Annotated in this window: 12 protein-coding genes; 9 read left to right on the top strand and 3 right to left on the bottom strand. The window is 68.7% G+C overall.

Annotation, left to right across the window (positions count from 1 at the left end; translation table 11 throughout):
- Window positions 1–11 precede the first annotated feature (11 nt).
- Entirely contained in the window at window positions 12–836 is an 825-nt protein-coding gene (locus H074_RS18705; RefSeq protein ID WP_007031611.1) for a DUF72 domain-containing protein, read from the top strand.
- A gap of 150 nt (window positions 837–986) precedes the next feature.
- Complete coding sequence (locus tag H074_RS18700; protein ID WP_007031610.1) at window positions 987–1,529, top strand: DoxX family protein; 543 nt, start codon at window positions 987–989, stop codon at window positions 1,527–1,529.
- 25 nt (window positions 1,530–1,554) lie between these two features.
- Here H074_RS18700 and ilvD read toward each other — a convergent pair whose 3' ends face one another.
- Together ilvD and H074_RS18690 are read right to left on the bottom strand one after the other, a co-directional pair.
- On the bottom strand, window positions 1,555–3,399 hold the full coding sequence (gene ilvD / locus H074_RS18695; RefSeq protein WP_007031609.1) for a dihydroxy-acid dehydratase: 1,845 nt from the start codon (window positions 3,397–3,399) through the stop codon (window positions 1,555–1,557).
- A gap of 63 nt (window positions 3,400–3,462) precedes the next feature.
- Window positions 3,463–3,933 carry a PH domain-containing protein gene (locus tag H074_RS18690; RefSeq protein WP_007031608.1) on the bottom strand — a complete coding sequence of 157 codons (471 nt, stop codon included), beginning with the start codon at window positions 3,931–3,933 and terminating at the stop codon, window positions 3,463–3,465.
- Window positions 3,934–4,255: 322 nt separating this feature from the next.
- Here H074_RS18690 and H074_RS18685 point away from each other — a divergent pair, with 322 nt between their 5' ends.
- From H074_RS18685 to H074_RS18670, 4 genes are all read left to right on the top strand, one after another.
- A complete protein-coding gene (locus H074_RS18685) occupies window positions 4,256–6,130 on the top strand; it encodes an acetolactate synthase large subunit (protein WP_039922770.1) in 1,875 nt (624 codons plus the stop codon).
- The gene (ilvN, locus tag H074_RS18680) at window positions 6,127–6,633 is read left to right on the top strand and encodes an acetolactate synthase small subunit (protein ID WP_007031606.1); all 507 of its coding nucleotides are present in this window, start codon (window positions 6,127–6,129) and stop codon (window positions 6,631–6,633) included. The genes H074_RS18685 and ilvN overlap by 4 nt, the downstream gene beginning before the upstream one ends.
- A 97-nt stretch (window positions 6,634–6,730) precedes the next feature.
- Entirely contained in the window at window positions 6,731–7,744 is a 1,014-nt protein-coding gene (gene ilvC, locus H074_RS18675) for a ketol-acid reductoisomerase (protein WP_007031605.1), read from the top strand.
- Window positions 7,745–7,819: 75 nt separating this feature from the next.
- Window positions 7,820–8,083 carry a DUF397 domain-containing protein gene (locus H074_RS18670; RefSeq protein WP_039922872.1) on the top strand — a complete coding sequence of 88 codons (264 nt, stop codon included), beginning with the start codon at window positions 7,820–7,822 and terminating at the stop codon, window positions 8,081–8,083.
- A gap of 101 nt (window positions 8,084–8,184) precedes the next feature.
- On the opposite strand, the gene H074_RS18665 is transcribed toward H074_RS18670, so the two are convergent.
- The gene (locus tag H074_RS18665; protein ID WP_007031603.1) at window positions 8,185–9,126 is read right to left on the bottom strand and encodes an NADP-dependent oxidoreductase; all 942 of its coding nucleotides are present in this window, start codon (window positions 9,124–9,126) and stop codon (window positions 8,185–8,187) included.
- A gap of 101 nt (window positions 9,127–9,227) precedes the next feature.
- Between H074_RS18665 and H074_RS18660 the strand changes: the two genes are divergently transcribed.
- From H074_RS18660 to H074_RS18650, 3 genes are all read left to right on the top strand, one after another.
- Window positions 9,228–9,812, top strand: a complete 585-nt coding sequence (locus H074_RS18660) for a TetR/AcrR family transcriptional regulator (RefSeq protein WP_007031602.1) — start codon at window positions 9,228–9,230, stop codon at window positions 9,810–9,812.
- Between the two features lie 101 nt (window positions 9,813–9,913).
- Window positions 9,914–11,512: a phosphoglycerate dehydrogenase gene (gene serA, locus H074_RS18655; protein WP_007031601.1), complete on the top strand. Its 1,599-nt coding sequence runs from the start codon at window positions 9,914–9,916 to the stop codon at window positions 11,510–11,512.
- 330 nt (window positions 11,513–11,842) lie between these two features.
- A complete protein-coding gene (locus H074_RS18650) occupies window positions 11,843–15,247 on the top strand; it encodes a S8 family peptidase (RefSeq protein ID WP_007031600.1) in 3,405 nt (1,134 codons plus the stop codon).
- Window positions 15,248–15,475 lie beyond the last annotated feature (228 nt).

Below are 15,475 nucleotides of genomic sequence, written 5' to 3'. Positions count from 1 at the left end.
TCGGCTGTGCGATGTGGACGCACAAGGCATGGGCCGGGCGGTTCGTGCCGCGGTCGCTGCCTGCAGGGGAGCGCCTGCGGGCCTACGCAAGCTGGTGCAACGCGGTCGAGGGCAACACGACCTTCTACGCGACCCCCGCCAGGGACACCGTCGCGACGTGGGCGCGGCAGACCGGCACCGGCTTCCGGTTCGTGGTCAAGCTGCCCAAGATCGTCACACACGAGCGCCGGCTCGCCGGTGTCGAGACCGAGATGCGGGCGTTCCTGGACGCGATCGAACCCCTCGGTGAACGGGCGGTCCTGTGGACCCAGTTGCCCGGCTCGTTCGGCCCGTCGGACGTCGACGCCCTCGGTCGCTTCCTGCGCCGTCTCCCCGCCGGCCTCCGGCGCGCCGTGGAGGTGCGTCACCCCGGCTTCCACACGGACGCCCGCTCGACGTCGCTGCTGGAGAGGACACTCACCGACGCGGACGCGGAGTGGGTGCCGTTCGACACCACGGTCTTCTTCCGGAGCCCGCCGGTCAGCGAGGCCGAGCAGGAAGCCTGGACCAGGAAACCCCGGCTGCCGCGGCGGACGCGGGCGCTGACCGACCGGCCGATCGTCCGCTACCTGGGCCGCGACTCGACCGAGGAGACCGTCCAGGGATGGGAACCGTGGACCGAGGTGGTCGCCGAGTGGCTGCGTGACGGCCGGTCGCCGACGGTCTTCGTGCACACCCCCGACAACGACGACGCGCCGGCGCTCGCCCGCCGGTTCCACGACGACGTGCGCGCCCAGGTGCCCGGGCTCGACCCACTGCCCGAGCCCGAACCGGTCGAGCCCGCGACCCTGTTCTGAGCCGTCGCACCGGAGCGGCCTCTTGCCCGGTCTCGCGTGACCAGCGGGACGGCGCGTGTCGTCCGTATCGACACGGGAACACGGACACCGGTCGCCTGACGGGCTCGTTTCCCCTAACCTTCGCGCGTGAGCGATGACTATCAGACCAGCATGATCTCGGACGTGGCCGACGCCGACACCGGCCCCGGCCCGGCGGAGACCAGGGGCGGGATCGATCTCGGTCTGTTCGTCCTGCGAGTGGTGCTCGGCGTGACCATGGGCGCGCACGGGCTCCAGCACCTCTTCGGCGCCTTCGGCGGGCCCGGGGTCGGTGGTTTCGCCAGAGTGCTCGGCAGCCTCGGCTACACCAGCCAGACCACGCTGCTTTCGTGGATCACCGGGATCAGCGAGGTGCTCGGCGGCGCACTCGTGCTGGTGGGCCTGTTCACCCCGATCGGCGCCGCCGCGCTGCTCGGGGTCTGCGCGAACATCGTGTACGTGAAGTTCGGCGGCGGGTTCTTCCAGAAGGAAGGGCAGGGCTTCGAGTTCGAACTCCTGCTGGGCGCCGCCTCGCTGACCGTGCTGCTCGCGGGCTCCGGGCGGATCGCGCTGGACGTCAACACCCCGTGGCGGAAGCGGCCGCTTTCGTTCGGCCTGATCGGACTGCTGCTGGCCGCGGCCGCCTCGGTCGTGGTGATCGTCCTGTGCCGCTGACCACCGCATTCAGTCGACTAAATGCTTACTTGCTGGGGTCCCGCACGGCGCCGGTGTCGGCCGACGTCGCCATCCGCGCGTAAGCCCGCAGCGCGGCGGTCACCTTCCGGTCCCGCGAGACCGGCTGCCACGGCCGCTCGCTCGCCTCCATCTTCGCGCGCCGCTCGGCCAGCACGTCCGCGTCGACGAGCAGTTCGAGACGGCGTTCGTGGACGTCGAGCAGGATCCGGTCGCCGTTCTGGACCAGGCCGATCGTCCCGCCGGCGGCGGCCTCGGGCGAGATGTGCCCGACCGAGATGCCCGACGAGCCGCCGGAGAACCGGCCGTCGGTGATCAGCGCGCACTTCTTGCCCAGCCCCGAGCCCTTGAGGAACGCCGTCGGGTGCAGCATCTCCTGCATGCCGGGGCCGCCCGCGGGACCTTCGTAGCGGATCACCAGCACCTCGCCGGGCTGGATCTCCTTCTTGAGGATGGCCGAAACCGCCTCCTCCTGGCTTTCCAGCACCCTGGCCGGGCCCTCGAAGTGCCAGAGTTCCTCGTCGATGCCCGCGGACTTGATGACGGCGCCGTTCTCGGCGAGGTTGCCGCGCAGGATCGCGAGCCCGCCGTCCTTGGTGTAGGCGTGTTCGACGTCGTGGATGCAGCCGTCCGCCGCGTCGGTGTCCAAAGAGGACCAGCGGTTCTCGGTGGAGAACGCCTCCGTGGTCCGGACCCCGCCCGGCGCGGCGTGGAACAGCTCGATCGCCCGCTCCGACGCTTCCTTCCCCCGGATGTCCCAAGTGGACAGCCACGACTCGAGGTCCGGCGAGTGCACGGAGTGGACGTCGGTGTTCAGCAGCCCGCCGCGGTGCAGTTCGCCGAGGATGGCCGGGATGCCGCCTGCCCGGTGGACGTCCTCCATGTGGTAGTCCGAGTTCGGCGCGACCTTCGACAGGCACGGCACGCGGCGGCCGATGGCGTCGATGTCGTCGATGGTGAAGTCGACCTCGCCCTCCCGCGCGGCGGCGAGGATGTGCAGCACCGTGTTGGTCGAACCGCCCATCGCCATGTCGAGGGCCATCGCGTTCTCGAACGCCTTCTTCGACGCGATCGAACGCGGGAGCACGGACTCGTCGTCGTGGGAGTACCAGCGCTTGCACAGTTCGACGACCGTGCGCCCGGCGTCCTCGAACAGAGCCTTGCGGGCGGCGTGCGTGGCGAGGGTGGAACCGTTGCCCGGCAGGGAGAGCCCGAGCGCCTCGGTGAGGCAGTTCATCGAGTTCGCGGTGAACATGCCCGAGCACGATCCACAGGTCGGGCAGGCCGAACGCTCCACAATGGACAACCCGTCCTCGTCGACCTCGCTGCTGGCCGACGCGGCGATCGCGGTGATCAGGTCGGTCGGCGCCTGCGCGACACCGCCGACGACCACGGCCTTGCCCGCCTCCATCGGCCCGCCGGAGACGAAGACCACCGGGATGTTCAGCCGCATGGCGGCGTTCAGCATGCCCGGGGTGATCTTGTCGCAGTTGGAGATGCAGACCAGCGCGTCGGCCTGGTGCGCGTTCACCATGTATTCGACGGAGTCGGCGATGATCTCGCGCGAGGGCAGCGAGTAGAGCATTCCGCTGTGCCCCATGGCGATCCCGTCGTCGACGGCGATCGTGTGGAACTCGCGGGCGACACCGCCCGCCTCCTTCACCGCGCCGGCCACGATCTCGCCGAGGTCCTTGAGGTGCACGTGCCCCGGCACGAACTGGGTGTAGGAGTTCGCGATGGCGACGATCGGCTTGCCGAAGTCGCTGTCGGTCATTCCGGTGGCGCGCCAGAGCGAGCGGGCGCCCGCCGCGTTGCGGCCGTGGGTGGTGGTCCGGGAACGGAGTTGAGGCACGGCTGACTCCAAGGTTCGGGATGGGGACCAGGGCGAACGAGCGCCAAACTGGTCCTACCAATCCTACTCCCCGGAATCCGCGCCCTTCTCCGGAGCCTTCTCCCCGGCCTTGCCGACGTCGTCGGTCAGCCCGGAAGGATCGGCCATGTGACCCGCGCTGACCAGGGAGATCACCGGCAGGTGGCGAGTGCGCACGGCGGGGAGCGCGATCTTGGTCTCGTCCTTGAGCACCGCCCGCACCTTCGCCTTGTCGGTGATGGCGAGGCCCTTGAGGGAGGCCCACGGCAGGTCCCGCCGCCCGAACATCGTGCGGACCTCCAGCCCCTTGGCCGTCGCCGTCGTGCGGGTCCGGATGACGAACACCGCCAGCGCGATCGGGAAGAGGTAGAGCCACTGGAGGTACGGCACGTCGCCGAACGCGACAGGCGTCACACAAACGACGAGGAAAGCGATCGCCAGCAACGCCGTGTTCGGGATTTTGAAGACGGCCTTGCGGTCCTCGTTCGCCTGTTCCCGCTGCTTTTCTTCTGCCACGTCAAAGATGGTGCACCGCCGCCTTCCCGGCCCCGAACGCGGGTCGCGCCATGCGTCGAAGGTGTCCAGTATGCGGAATCGCCGTCCCGCAGAGTTGACACTCTTGACGGCGAGCGGCTAGCTTCACTCTCGTGACAACGCAGACCGGCCTCGTACTTCCCAAGCGCGTCGACGCTTAGGGAAGTCTCCGCTGCGTCGACGCGCGACCCTCGTGCGACCACTCCGGTCGGCGGGGGTTTTTTGTTGCCTGGAACAATTTCACTTGCCCGACCAGCCAATGAATACCCGAACGAGTGACTAGACAAGACGAGGCAGACAAGCGATGACTAGTGCCACCTCGCGAGCTGAAGCGAACGCCGGAACCTCTGGAGCACGTCCCAAGCCGGCGCCGCCGGCCGGGACCCCGGTGCGGGTCACGGGCGCGCAGTCGCTCGTCCGCTCGCTCGAGTCGGTGGGCGCGGAAGTCGTGTTCGGTATTCCCGGCGGCACCATTCTCCCGGCGTACGACCCGTTGCTCGACTCGACGAAGGTCCGCCACGTCCTGGTCCGCCACGAACAGGGCGCGGGCCACGCCGCCACCGGGTACGCGCAGGCGACCGGCAAGGTCGGTGTGTGCATGGCCACCTCGGGTCCCGGCGCGACCAACCTGGTCACCCCGCTGGCCGACGCGAACATGGACTCGGTCCCGGTCGTCGCCATCACCGGACAGCAGTCCCGCGCGCTGATCGGCACGGACGCCTTCCAGGAAGCCGACATCTGCGGCATCACGATGCCGATCACCAAGCACAACTTCCTGGTCACCGACCCGGCGGACATCCCGCGCACCATCGCGGAGGCGTTCCACCTCGCCTCGACCGGCCGCCCCGGCCCGGTCCTGGTGGACATCCCCAAGGACGTCCTGCAGGAGATGACCTCCTTCTCCTGGCCGACGGAGCTGCGGCTGCCGGGTTACCGGCCCACGCTGCGCCCGCACGGCAAGCAGGTCCGCGAGGCCGCCCGGCTGATCGGCAAGTCCCGGCGCCCGGTCCTCTACGTCGGCGGTGGCGTGGTGAAGGCCAACGCCTCGCGCCAGCTGATGGAACTGGCCGAGCTGACCGGGATCCCCGTCGTCACCACGCTGATGGCGCGCGGCGCGTTCCCCGACTCGCACCCACAGCACCTCGGCATGCCGGGGATGCACGGTTCGGTCGCCGCGGTCGCCGCGATGCAGCGGGCGGATCTGCTGATCGCACTCGGTGCCCGCTTCGACGACCGCGTCACCGGCCAGCTGTCCTCGTTCGCGCCGGACGCAGCCGTCGTCCACGCCGACATCGACCCGGCCGAGATCTCCAAGAACCGCAAGGCGGACGTGCCGATCGTCGGCGACTGCGCGGAGATCATCACCGAGCTGATCGAGGCCGTCCGCGCCGAGACCGACAAGTCCGCGAAGCCGGATTTGAAGGACTGGTGGACTCAGGCGAGCGCTTGGCGCGACGATTACCCGGCCGGTTACGAGTGGCCCGAGGACGGGACGCTTTCCCCGCAGTACGTCATCGAGCGCATCGGTTCGCTCGTCGGCCCGGACGCGGTCTACACAGCGGGCGTCGGCCAGCACCAGATGTGGGCCGCGCAGTTCGTGAAGTACGAGAACCCGCGCACCTGGATCAACTCCGGCGGTCTCGGCACGATGGGCTTCGCCGTTCCCGCCGCGATGGGCGCCAAGTTCGGCGTGCCGGACAAGCAGGTGTGGGCCATCGACGGCGACGGCTGTTTCCAGATGACGAACCAGGAACTGGCCACCTGCGCCATCGAAGGCGCGCCGATCAAGGTCGCCGTCATCAACAACGGCAACCTGGGCATGGTCCGCCAGTGGCAGAACCTCTTCTACTCCGAGCGGTACTCCAACACCGATCTCGGTACCCACAAGCACCGCATCCCCGACTTCACCCTCCTCGCGGAGGCGCTCGGCTGCGCCGGGCTCCGCTGTGAGACCAAGGAGGACGTCGACGCCACCATCCGGCGGGCCATGGAGATCAACGACCGCCCCGTCGTGATCGATTTCGTGGTGGGGAAGGATGCCCAGGTGTGGCCCATGGTGGCCGCGGGCACCGGTAACGACGAAATCATGGCCGTGCGCGGGATCCGCCCGCTCTTCGACGACGACGAAGTCGCCGCCGAGGCGGAGCTGAACGCCGCGACAGAAGGAGACGCCCGATGAGCGTGCACACCCTGAGCGTTCTGGTCGAGAACAAGCCCGGTGTCCTCGCGCGGGTTTCCGGACTGTTCTCCCGGCGTGGTTTCAACATCGAATCCCTCGCCGTCGGGCCCACGGAGAATCCCGAGGTGTCCCGGATGACGATCGTGGTCGCCGTCGAAGAGCTACCGCTCGAACAGGTGACCAAACAGCTCAACAAGCTGGTCAACGTCATCAAGATCGTGGAACTGGAAAAGTCCACAGCCGTGCAGCGTGAACTGCTGCTCGTGAAGGTCCGGGCGGACGCCACCGTGCGCAGCCAGGTCCTCGAAACAGTGCAGTTGTTCCGCGCGAAGGTGGTGGACGTGTCTCCCGAGGCGCTCACCGTCGAAGCCACCGGGACCTCGGACAAGATCGGTGCCCTGCTGCGGATGCTGGAGCCCTATGGCATCCGCGAACTGGTCCAGTCCGGAATGGTCGCGGTCGGCCGGGGCTCTCGCTCGATCACCGCCACCTCCGCCCGCTAGTCATCCATCCATGCCCCCGCCACCACTCTCAATGGAGAAGCTTCGCTTCGCAGGGTGCATTTAAGTTTGTAAGTCAGGAAAGGAAGTAGTACCCCTCATGGCAGTGGAAATCTTTTACGACGACGACGCGGACCTTTCGATCATCCAGGGTCGCAAGGTCGCCGTGATCGGCTACGGCAGCCAGGGTCACGCGCACTCGCTGAGCCTGCGCGACTCCGGCGTCGATGTCCGCATCGGGCTGCCCGAGGGCTCGAAGTCGCGGGCCAAGGCCGAGGAGCAGGGTCTCCGCGTGCTCACCCCGGCCGAGGCCAGCGCCGAAGCCGACCTGATCATGATCCTCGCGCCGGACACCAAGCAGCGCTTCATCTACGAGCAGGACATCGCGCCGAACCTCAAGGACGGCGACGCGCTGTTCTTCGGCCACGGCTTCAACATCCGCTACGACCTGATCAAGCCGCCGGGCGGCGTGGACGTCGCCATGGTCGCGCCGAAGGGCCCGGGCCACCTGGTCCGCCGCCAGTTCGTCGACGGCAAGGGCGTCCCGGCGCTCATCGCGGTCGAGCAGGACGCCTCCGGCAACGCGCAGGCGCTCGCGCTCTCCTACGCGGCCGCCATCGGCGGCGCCCGCGCCGGTGTCATCAAGACGACCTTCACCGAGGAGACCGAGACCGACCTCTTCGGCGAGCAGGCCGTCCTCTGCGGTGGCGCCTCCGCGCTGGTGCAGACCGGTTTCGAGGTGCTCACCGAGGCCGGCTACGCCCCGGAGATCGCCTACTTCGAGGTGCTGCACGAGCTGAAGCTGATCGTCGACCTCATGTACGAGGGCGGCATCGCGCGTCAGCGCTACTCGATCTCCGACACCGCCGAGTACGGCGACCTGACCCGCGGCCCGCGCGTCATCTCGCCGGCGGTCAAGGAAGAGATGAAGAAGATCCTCGGCGAGATCCAGGACGGCACCTTCGCCCGCGAATGGGTCGCCGAGGACGAGGCCGGGCGGCCGAACTTCACCAAGCTCGAGGAGCAGGGCAACCAGCACCCGATCGAGGAGACCGGCAAGAAGCTGCGCGACCTGATGTCGTGGGTGGACCGGCCGATCACCGAAACCGCCTAGTTTTCACCGCGAGGGGGCCCTTCACCGCGAAGGGCCCCTTCGTTTTGCGCGTCGGAAAGCGATAGCGTGGGCACCATGAGTGAGCAGCCGGTGGACGACAAGGCCCATGTCCGGCCCGAACTGGACTTGAGTGACGTGGTGTGGATCCGCGGAGAACCGGAAGGCGCGGACCTCGAGGACTGCGTCGAGTACGCGCTGGTGCCGCACACCGACGGCGTCACTTACACGGCGATGCGCCGGGTCGTCGAACCGGACGGCGACCTGCTCGTGTTCACTCCGGCGGAATGGGACGCGTTCGTGAAAGGCGTACGGGACGGCGAATTCGACCTGCCGTCTTAGACCGTGACCGGCGTTGCGTGATCCTGCTTGGCTGATGGGTCGGTTGTCCCGTGAATCAGGACATCCGCCCTGTACCTTCTCGCGTTCATGTGTCCACCGGGTCAGTCCGCGACGGACAGCACGACCTTCCCCGTGGTCTTCCCCGCGGCCACGAGTTCTTGGGCTTTCGCGGCCTCTTCCAGCGGGAACACGGTGTCGATGGCCGGCTTGAGCCGTCCGCTGCCGACGAGTTCGGCCAGTGCGAGCAGTCCGGTGCGGTCCGGCTCGGCGAGGGTGAACCCGGCGGTGACTCCGACGGCTTCGGCCAGCTCCGGCAGTCGCTCGTCGTTCGTGCGGGTGAGTTGGACGAGCCTGCCGCCGCGGCGCAGCGTCTTTAGCGACCGGGGCCCGTACTCCATGCCGATCGTGTCGAGGACGACGTCGACGTCGCGGACCTCCTCGGCGAAGTCCGCCGTCCGGTAGTCGACGAGCTCGTCCGCGCCGAGACCGCGGAGGAATTCGTGCTTGGCCGCGCTTGCCGTCCCGATCACGTACGCGCCGCGCGCCTTGGCGATCTGGACCGCGAGATGTCCGACCCCACCCGCCGCCGCGTGGATCAGAACCCGTTGCCCGGGCTGGATGTCCGCCGTGTCGACGAGGCTCTGCCAGACGGTCAGCCCCGCGAGCGGCACCGCGGCCGCGTGCACGTGGTCCAAAGTGGACGGTTTACGTGCGAAGTGACGGCTCGGCGCGGCGACGTACTCGGAGTACGCCCCGGCCTGGAACGGGAACGACGGCATGCCGAAGACCTCGTCGCCGGGGGAGAACAAGGATGCGCCCGCGCCGACCTCCTCGACCACGCCGGACACGTCCCAGCCGAGGATGAACGGCGGATCGCCCATCGGACCGATGCCGCCGGTCTCGCGGGTCTTCCAGTCGACCGGGTTGACGCCGGCGGCGTGCACCCGGACCAGGATCTGGGTCGGGCCGGGGGCAGGTCTTTCGACGTCGACGAGTTCGAGGACTTCGGGGCCGCCCAGGCGGTTTTGGCTGATCGCTCGCATGGGGCCATTGTTCGGTGAACGTCGTACTTTCGGCGAGGCTCGGTCGGGCCAGGGGCCGTCAGGATCGGGACAACCTCGCAGAGGCCTCGTGAGTGGTAAGGATGGTTAGAACCGTCCTCACCACTCACGAGGACCCGTGTCGGGACGTCGACCGGGGCGCCCGCGTCGAGTGCCTCCTCGAAGAGGCGAGGCACGCCTTCGCCGCGCACGGGGTCGAGGCGTCTCTGGAAGAGATCGCCCGCAGGGCCGGCGTCGGCATCGGAACGCTCTACCGGCACTTCCCGACACGTGAAGCGCTGGTCGAGACGGTGCTTCGCGAGGGCTTCGACACGCAGGCCGAGGTGGCCCGCGAACTCCTGGACTCCCCGGAGCCGGTGGACGCGCTGAAAGCCTGGTTCGCCGGGATGGGTGAACAGTCGGCGCGCTACCGCGGCCTGCCCGAACTGATGGTCGACGTCCTCAACGACGAGACCTCGCCGCTGTATGCGTCCTGTCACGCCATGCGGGACCAGGTATCCCAGCTAGTGGAAAGGGCGAAGGCCTCGGGTGAGCTCCGGGCGGATGTCACAGTGCACGAATTACTGGTGCTGCTGCACGCGCTTTCCTGGGCCGGCGAACACCTTTCGGGTGACAAGGGTCTCGAACGGCTCCTCGATCTCGTTTTCGCGGGATTACGGGCGAGTTAACAATCCCCTGTCACCAGGTCTAAACTGCGGCGCAACCGGGCACAACGGCGTGACCGTCAACAGTGAGTCGCAGGCACAGACCAGATAGTGGGAGCCGTATCGTGACCAAGCCGAACAAGCCCGTCGTCCTCATCGCCGAGAAGCTCGCGCCTTCCGTGCTGAGTGTCTTCTCCGACGAGGTCGAGGTCCAGCATGTGGACGGCACGGACCGTCCCGCGCTGCTCGAGGCCGTGAAGACGGCGGACGCGCTGCTCGTGCGGTCCGCGACGAAGGTCGACGCCGAGGTCCTCGGCGCCACCACCTCGCTCAAGGTCGTCGCCCGCGCCGGTGTCGGGCTGGACAACGTCGAGGTCCCCGCCGCCACCGAACGCGGTGTGCTGGTGGTCAACGCGCCGACGTCGAACATCGTCTCCGCCGCCGAGCACGCCGTCGCGCTGCTGCTCGCCGTCGCCCGCCGGGTCCCGGCCGCGGACCAGAGCCTCCAGGGTGGCGCGTGGAAGCGCAGCGCCTACTCCGGCGTCGAGATCCAGGGCAAGACCATCGGCGTGGTCGGCCTCGGCAAGATCGGCCAGCTGTTCGCGCAGCGGCTCGCCGCGTTCGACACCAAGCTCATCGCGTACGACCCCTACGTCTCGGCCGCCCGCGCCGCCCAGCTCGGCATCGAGCTGGTCACGCTGGACGAGCTGCTGGAGCGCGCCGACGCGATCTCCATCCACCTGCCGAAGACCCCGGAGACCAAGGGCCTGATCGGCGCCGAGGCGCTCAAGAAGACCAAGCAGGGCGTCATCATCGTCAACGCCGCGCGCGGCGGCCTGATCGACGAGCAGGCGCTGGCGGACGCGGTCAGCTCCGGCCACGTCGGCGGTGCCGGCATCGACGTGTTCGTCACCGAGCCCACCACCGAGAGCCCGCTGTTCGGCCTGCCGAACGTCGTCGTGACGCCGCACCTGGGCGCCTCGACCGCCGAGGCGCAGGACCGCGCGGGCACCGACGTCGCGAAGTCCGTGTTGCTCGCGCTGCGCGGCGACTTCGTGCCGGACGCGGTGAACGTCGCGGGTGGCGGCACGGTCGGCGAGTACGTCCGGCCCTACCTCTCGCTCACCCAGAAGCTCGGCACCGTGCTGACCGCGCTGAACCCGAAGGCCCCGGCCTCCGTCACCGTCGTGGTCAAGGGCGAGCTGGCCAACGAGGACGTCAGCGTGCTGCCGCTCGCGGCCGAGCGCGGCGTGTTCTCCGGCGTCGTCGAGGACCAGGTCACCTTCGTGAACGCGCCGCGTGTGGCCGAAGAACTGGGTGTCCAGGTCGATCTGGTCACCGAGCCCGAAAGCCCCAAATTCCGCAGCCTGGTCACCGTCCGCGCGGTCCACGCCGACGGCACGACCCTTTCGGTGTCCGGTTCGGTCACCGGCAAGGACGAGGTCGAGAAGCTGGTCGAGGTCAACGGCCGCCACTTCGACCTGCGCGCCGAGGGCAACGTGCTGCTGCTCGAGTACCCGGACCGCCCGGGCATCATGGGCCGCGTCGGCACGCTGCTCGGCGAGGCGGGCCTCAACATCGAGGCCGCGCAGATCAGCCAGACCACCGACGGCGCGGACGCGGTCATGCTGCTGCGCGTGGACCGTTCCGTCGACTCGCACCTGCTGGAGCCGATCGGCGCCACGGTCGGCGCGCACACGATCCGCGCGGTCAACTTCGGCTGACCCGAGTAGTACATGAAGGCCCCCTTCCTTGCGCCAGGCGCAAGGAAGGGGGCCTTCATGTACTACCGTGGCGAGAAAGGGCCCCGATTTCCGTTACCGGCCAACAAGTTGATTCCACGCTTCGCGAGTAGTCGACCATTCGCGAAGAGCAAGATTCAATAACGGTGAAAAATGCCTACTGAAGTCGGGCTGGTCCCCGGATAGGTTCTTCCGGCGAGGCCGAACCATCGCGCCGTCAAGGGCACGGCGCGGCGCCGGGGCTCACCGTCGGGGGTGTGTTCGAGCGGCAGGCAGGTTCCGAGTCCAGGCCTCGAGTGAGGGCACGTACTCATGAACAGATCCCGCGTACCCCGGTGGGCGATCCGCTCATCGGCCGCGGTCTTCGCCGCGTTGCTCGCGACGTCCGTGACCGGGGCGACCGCAGCCGCGCAGGATGTCCCCCTCGCGGACGGCGTCACGCCGGCGAAGATCGACCGTAACGGATTCCAGGGAAAGGTCGAGCCGAAGCTCAAGGCCGCCCAGGGGCAGATCACCGCCTTCGTCGAGCTGGCCAAGCAGCCCGCCGTCGACGCCTTCAACGCCGAGCAGAACAAGGGCGCCGGCAAGGAGAAGGCGAAGAAGGCCGCGAAGGACGCCAAGGCGGACGCCGCCGCGACGGTGAACTCAGTCGTCGGCCAGCTCAAGGCCGCCGACGCCGGGACCCAGCTGGTCACCCAGACCGCCAACGCGGTCGCCGGCGCGGTCGTCACGGCCGACGCGGCGAAGATCCGCGAGCTGGCGAAGCGGCCGGACGTCGTCTCGGTCAAGAAGGTCGTGCCGAAGACCCGCACGAACTCCAGCGCGGTCCAGCTGACCAACACGCTCGCGTCGTGGCAGCAGACCGGCCGCTACGGCGACGGCATCCGCGTCGGCGTGATCGACGACGGCATCGACTACACCCACGCCGACTTCGGCGGCCCGGGCACGGTAGAGGCGTACAAGGCGATCAACCGCGACCAGGCCACCCCCGCCTTCCCGACCGACAAGGTCGTCGGCGGTATCGACCTGGTCGGCGACGCCTACGACTCGGGCAGCAGTGACCCGGCCCTCAAGACCCCGAAGCCGGACCCCAACCCGCTCGCCTGCGGCCACCACGGCACGCACGTCGCGGGCACGGTCGCCGGATTCGGTGTGGACGAAGCGGGCAAGACCTTCACCGGCGACTACAAGAAGCTGAACAAGAAGAAGATCGAGGCGATGCAGATCGGCCCGGGCACCGCGCCCAAGGCCCTGCTGTACGCCATCAAGGTCTTCGGCTGCGAAGGCTCGACCAACGTCACCTCGCAGGCGCTCGACTGGTCGCTCGACCCGGACGGCGATGGCGACTTCACCGACCACCTCGACGTGGTCAACCTGTCGCTGGGCGGCGACTTCGCCACCCCGGACGACCCGGACTCGCTGTTCGTGCGCAAGATCGCCGCGAACAACGTCGTCCCGGTGTTCTCCGCGGGCAACGGAGGTGACCTCAACGACGTCGGCGGCGCGCCGGGCAACACACCCGAGGCGCTGACCGTCGCCAGCAGCCGTGACGCGTCCGTCCTGCGCGATGCCGTCGAGGCCGTCGCTCCCGACGGTGTCAAGGGCGCGAAGACCGGTCAGTTCAGCCAGAACTACGCGACCTACGACACGCTCGACGTCACCGCGCCGGTGGTCACGCTGTCGGCCGACAACGCCGCGGGCTGCAAGCCGTACTCCGAAGCCGACAAGGCCAAGGCCGCGGGCAAGATCGTGTTCCTCGAATGGGACGACAACGACGCCACCCGTGCCTGCGGTTCGGGCGCCCGTTCGAACAACGCGCAGGCCGCCGGTGCCAAGGGCGCGCTGTTCTCGTCCACGCTGGAGCACTTCTCGGCCGGGATCGCGGGCAACGCCGCCACGCCGACGTTCCAGCTGACCGGCAGCGCGACCGCCTCGGTCCGCCCGGCGGTGACCGCGGGCACGCTGCAGATCCGCATGACCGGCAAGGGCCGCGTGTCCGTGCCGACCTTCGACCAGTCCATTGTGGACACCCCGAGCTCGTTCACCTCGCGTGGCGGGCGCGGCCCGGCCGTCAAGCCGGACGTCTCGGCGCCCGGTGACACGATCTCGTCCGCGCTGGCGGGCAGCGGAGCGGGCCGTCTGGTCATCTCCGGCACGTCGATGGCGGCTCCGCACACCTCGGGTATCACCGCCCTGATCCGTCAGGCGCACCCGGACTGGTCGGTCGAGGAGGTCAAGGCCTCGGTCATCAACACCGCCGGCCACGACATCCACGACGCGTCGGGCCGCACCTACGGGCCGCAGCGCGTCGGCAGCGGCCGGATCGACGCGAAGGCCGCGCTGGACAACCAGGTGCTGGCCTACGTCGTCGACAACCCCGGCTTCGTCTCAGTCAACTTCGGTGTCGTCGAAGCGGGCGGCCCGGTCACCCTGACTAAGACGGTCAAGGTGGTCAACAAGGGCATCAAGCCGGTCGAGTACTCGGTGGGCTACGAAGCCGTGAACGCGCTCCCCGGTGTCGAGTACACAGTGGACAAGCCGACCGTGAAGCTGAGCCCGCGCGGCATCGCGCTGGTGAAGGTGACCCTGAAGATCGCCGACCCCAAGGCGCTCCGCAAGGTCATGGACCCGACCATGGCGGCGACGCAGGTCGGCCTCGCCCGGCAGTTCGTGGCGGACGCCTCCGGCCGGATCGCGTTCACCCCGAAGAGCGGCACGACCGTCCCGCTGCGGCTCTCGGTGTACTCCGCGCCGAAGCCCGTCTCGTCCATCAGTACCCCGGGCAACGTCAACTTCGGCGCGGGCCAGAACCAGGCCGTGCTGAACCTGACCGGCAAGGGTGTGGACCAGGGCACCGGCTCGCAGCGGTACCGCTCGCTGATCAGCGTGCTCGAACTGCAGGCGGAATCCCCGCAGCTGCCCGAGTGCGACGGCGACGTCACCACCGACTGCACGCTGAACCAGACCGCCAAGGGCGCCGACTTGCGCTACATCGGCGCCGCGTCCACCGCTCCGCTGGCCAAGGCGCAGGGTGAGCCGGAGAACGCGTTGCTGGCCTTCGGTCTCACCACCTGGAGCGACCTGGCCAACCTGGGCAGCAACACCTCGCCGTTCGTGGACATCGACACCACGGGCGACGGGCAGCCGGACTTCGAGACCTATGTGACCAAGGTGACGTCCACCGACGTCCTCGTGGCGGTCACCGTGGCGCTGAAGCCGGGCTTCCCGCAGGTGGACATCCAGCCGGTCAACGGCCAGCTCGGCGACGTCGACACGAACGTGTACGACACCAACGTCGTCGTGCTGCCGGTGAGCATCGCCGCGCTGGACATCGACCCCAACGCCGCGTCGCACAAGATCAGCTACACGGTCGGGACCTCCGGGTTCTACGCGGCACCGGGTGCGGGCTCGTCGACGATCGACTACGTCGGCACGCCGCTTTCGTTCGACGCACTGGCTCCCGCGTACTCGGTCCAGGGCGGCGGCGATTCCGCGCTGGGCTACGTCGCGAAGCCGGGCACGGCGCTGGTGGTCAACCGGAACGCGGCCGCGCAGGACACCGTGCTGGGTCTCCTGGCGATCGAGCACCACAACGCCTCGGGCAGCCGGGCGAACGTGGTGAAGATCCAGACGAACGCCGGAGGCGGCAATTCGGGTGTCGACCGGCCGGGCAACGGCGGGCGGCACACCGGACGTCAGCCGATCGGTGTGGGCTGACGCGATAGTGCGCTGACCCGCGTTCGATGAGGTGAGGGACGCCCTGGCGGCATGCTTTCCGCCAGGGCGTCCCTTCTTGTTTTCACTCTTTCGGCTGTCTCGCTCTGTGGGAGGCTCCGGCATAAGGGTGGTGCGGCTACGGCTACCGGGCTACAGCCGGTAACCTTCCGCTGCTGGCGTTTTCTTGCGGATGGGCCATCCGGACTGCCGGTGGCCTGGTCTACGGAG

Origin of the sequence: Amycolatopsis decaplanina DSM 44594 (assembly GCF_000342005.1) — a bacterium.
GTDB lineage: Bacteria > Actinomycetota > Actinomycetes > Mycobacteriales > Pseudonocardiaceae > Amycolatopsis > Amycolatopsis decaplanina.
Note: the sequence above shows the minus strand (reverse complement) of the source record. Positions and strands in the feature narration are given on the sequence as shown.

Bases quoted from the DNA above. Each gene is read 5' to 3' on its own strand.
- ilvN (WP_007031606.1), top strand. From the start codon at position 6,127: ATGAGCGTGCACACCCTGAGCGTTCTGGTCGAGAACAAGCCCGGTGTC.
- H074_RS18670 (WP_039922872.1), top strand. From the start codon at position 7,820: ATGAGTGAGCAGCCGGTGGACGACAAGGCCCATGTCCGGCCCGAACTG.
- H074_RS18700 (WP_007031610.1), top strand. From the start codon at position 987: ATGATCTCGGACGTGGCCGACGCCGACACCGGCCCCGGCCCGGCGGAG.
- ilvC (WP_007031605.1), top strand. From the start codon at position 6,731: ATGGCAGTGGAAATCTTTTACGACGACGACGCGGACCTTTCGATCATC.
- H074_RS18685 (WP_039922770.1), top strand. From the start codon at position 4,256: ATGACTAGTGCCACCTCGCGAGCTGAAGCGAACGCCGGAACCTCTGGA.
- H074_RS18665 (WP_007031603.1), bottom strand. From the start codon at position 9,126: ATGCGAGCGATCAGCCAAAACCGCCTGGGCGGCCCCGAAGTCCTCGAA.
- H074_RS18660 (WP_007031602.1), top strand. From the start codon at position 9,228: ATGGTTAGAACCGTCCTCACCACTCACGAGGACCCGTGTCGGGACGTC.
- H074_RS18705 (WP_007031611.1), top strand. From the start codon at position 12: ATGTGGACGCACAAGGCATGGGCCGGGCGGTTCGTGCCGCGGTCGCTG.
- H074_RS18650 (WP_007031600.1), top strand. From the start codon at position 11,843: ATGAACAGATCCCGCGTACCCCGGTGGGCGATCCGCTCATCGGCCGCG.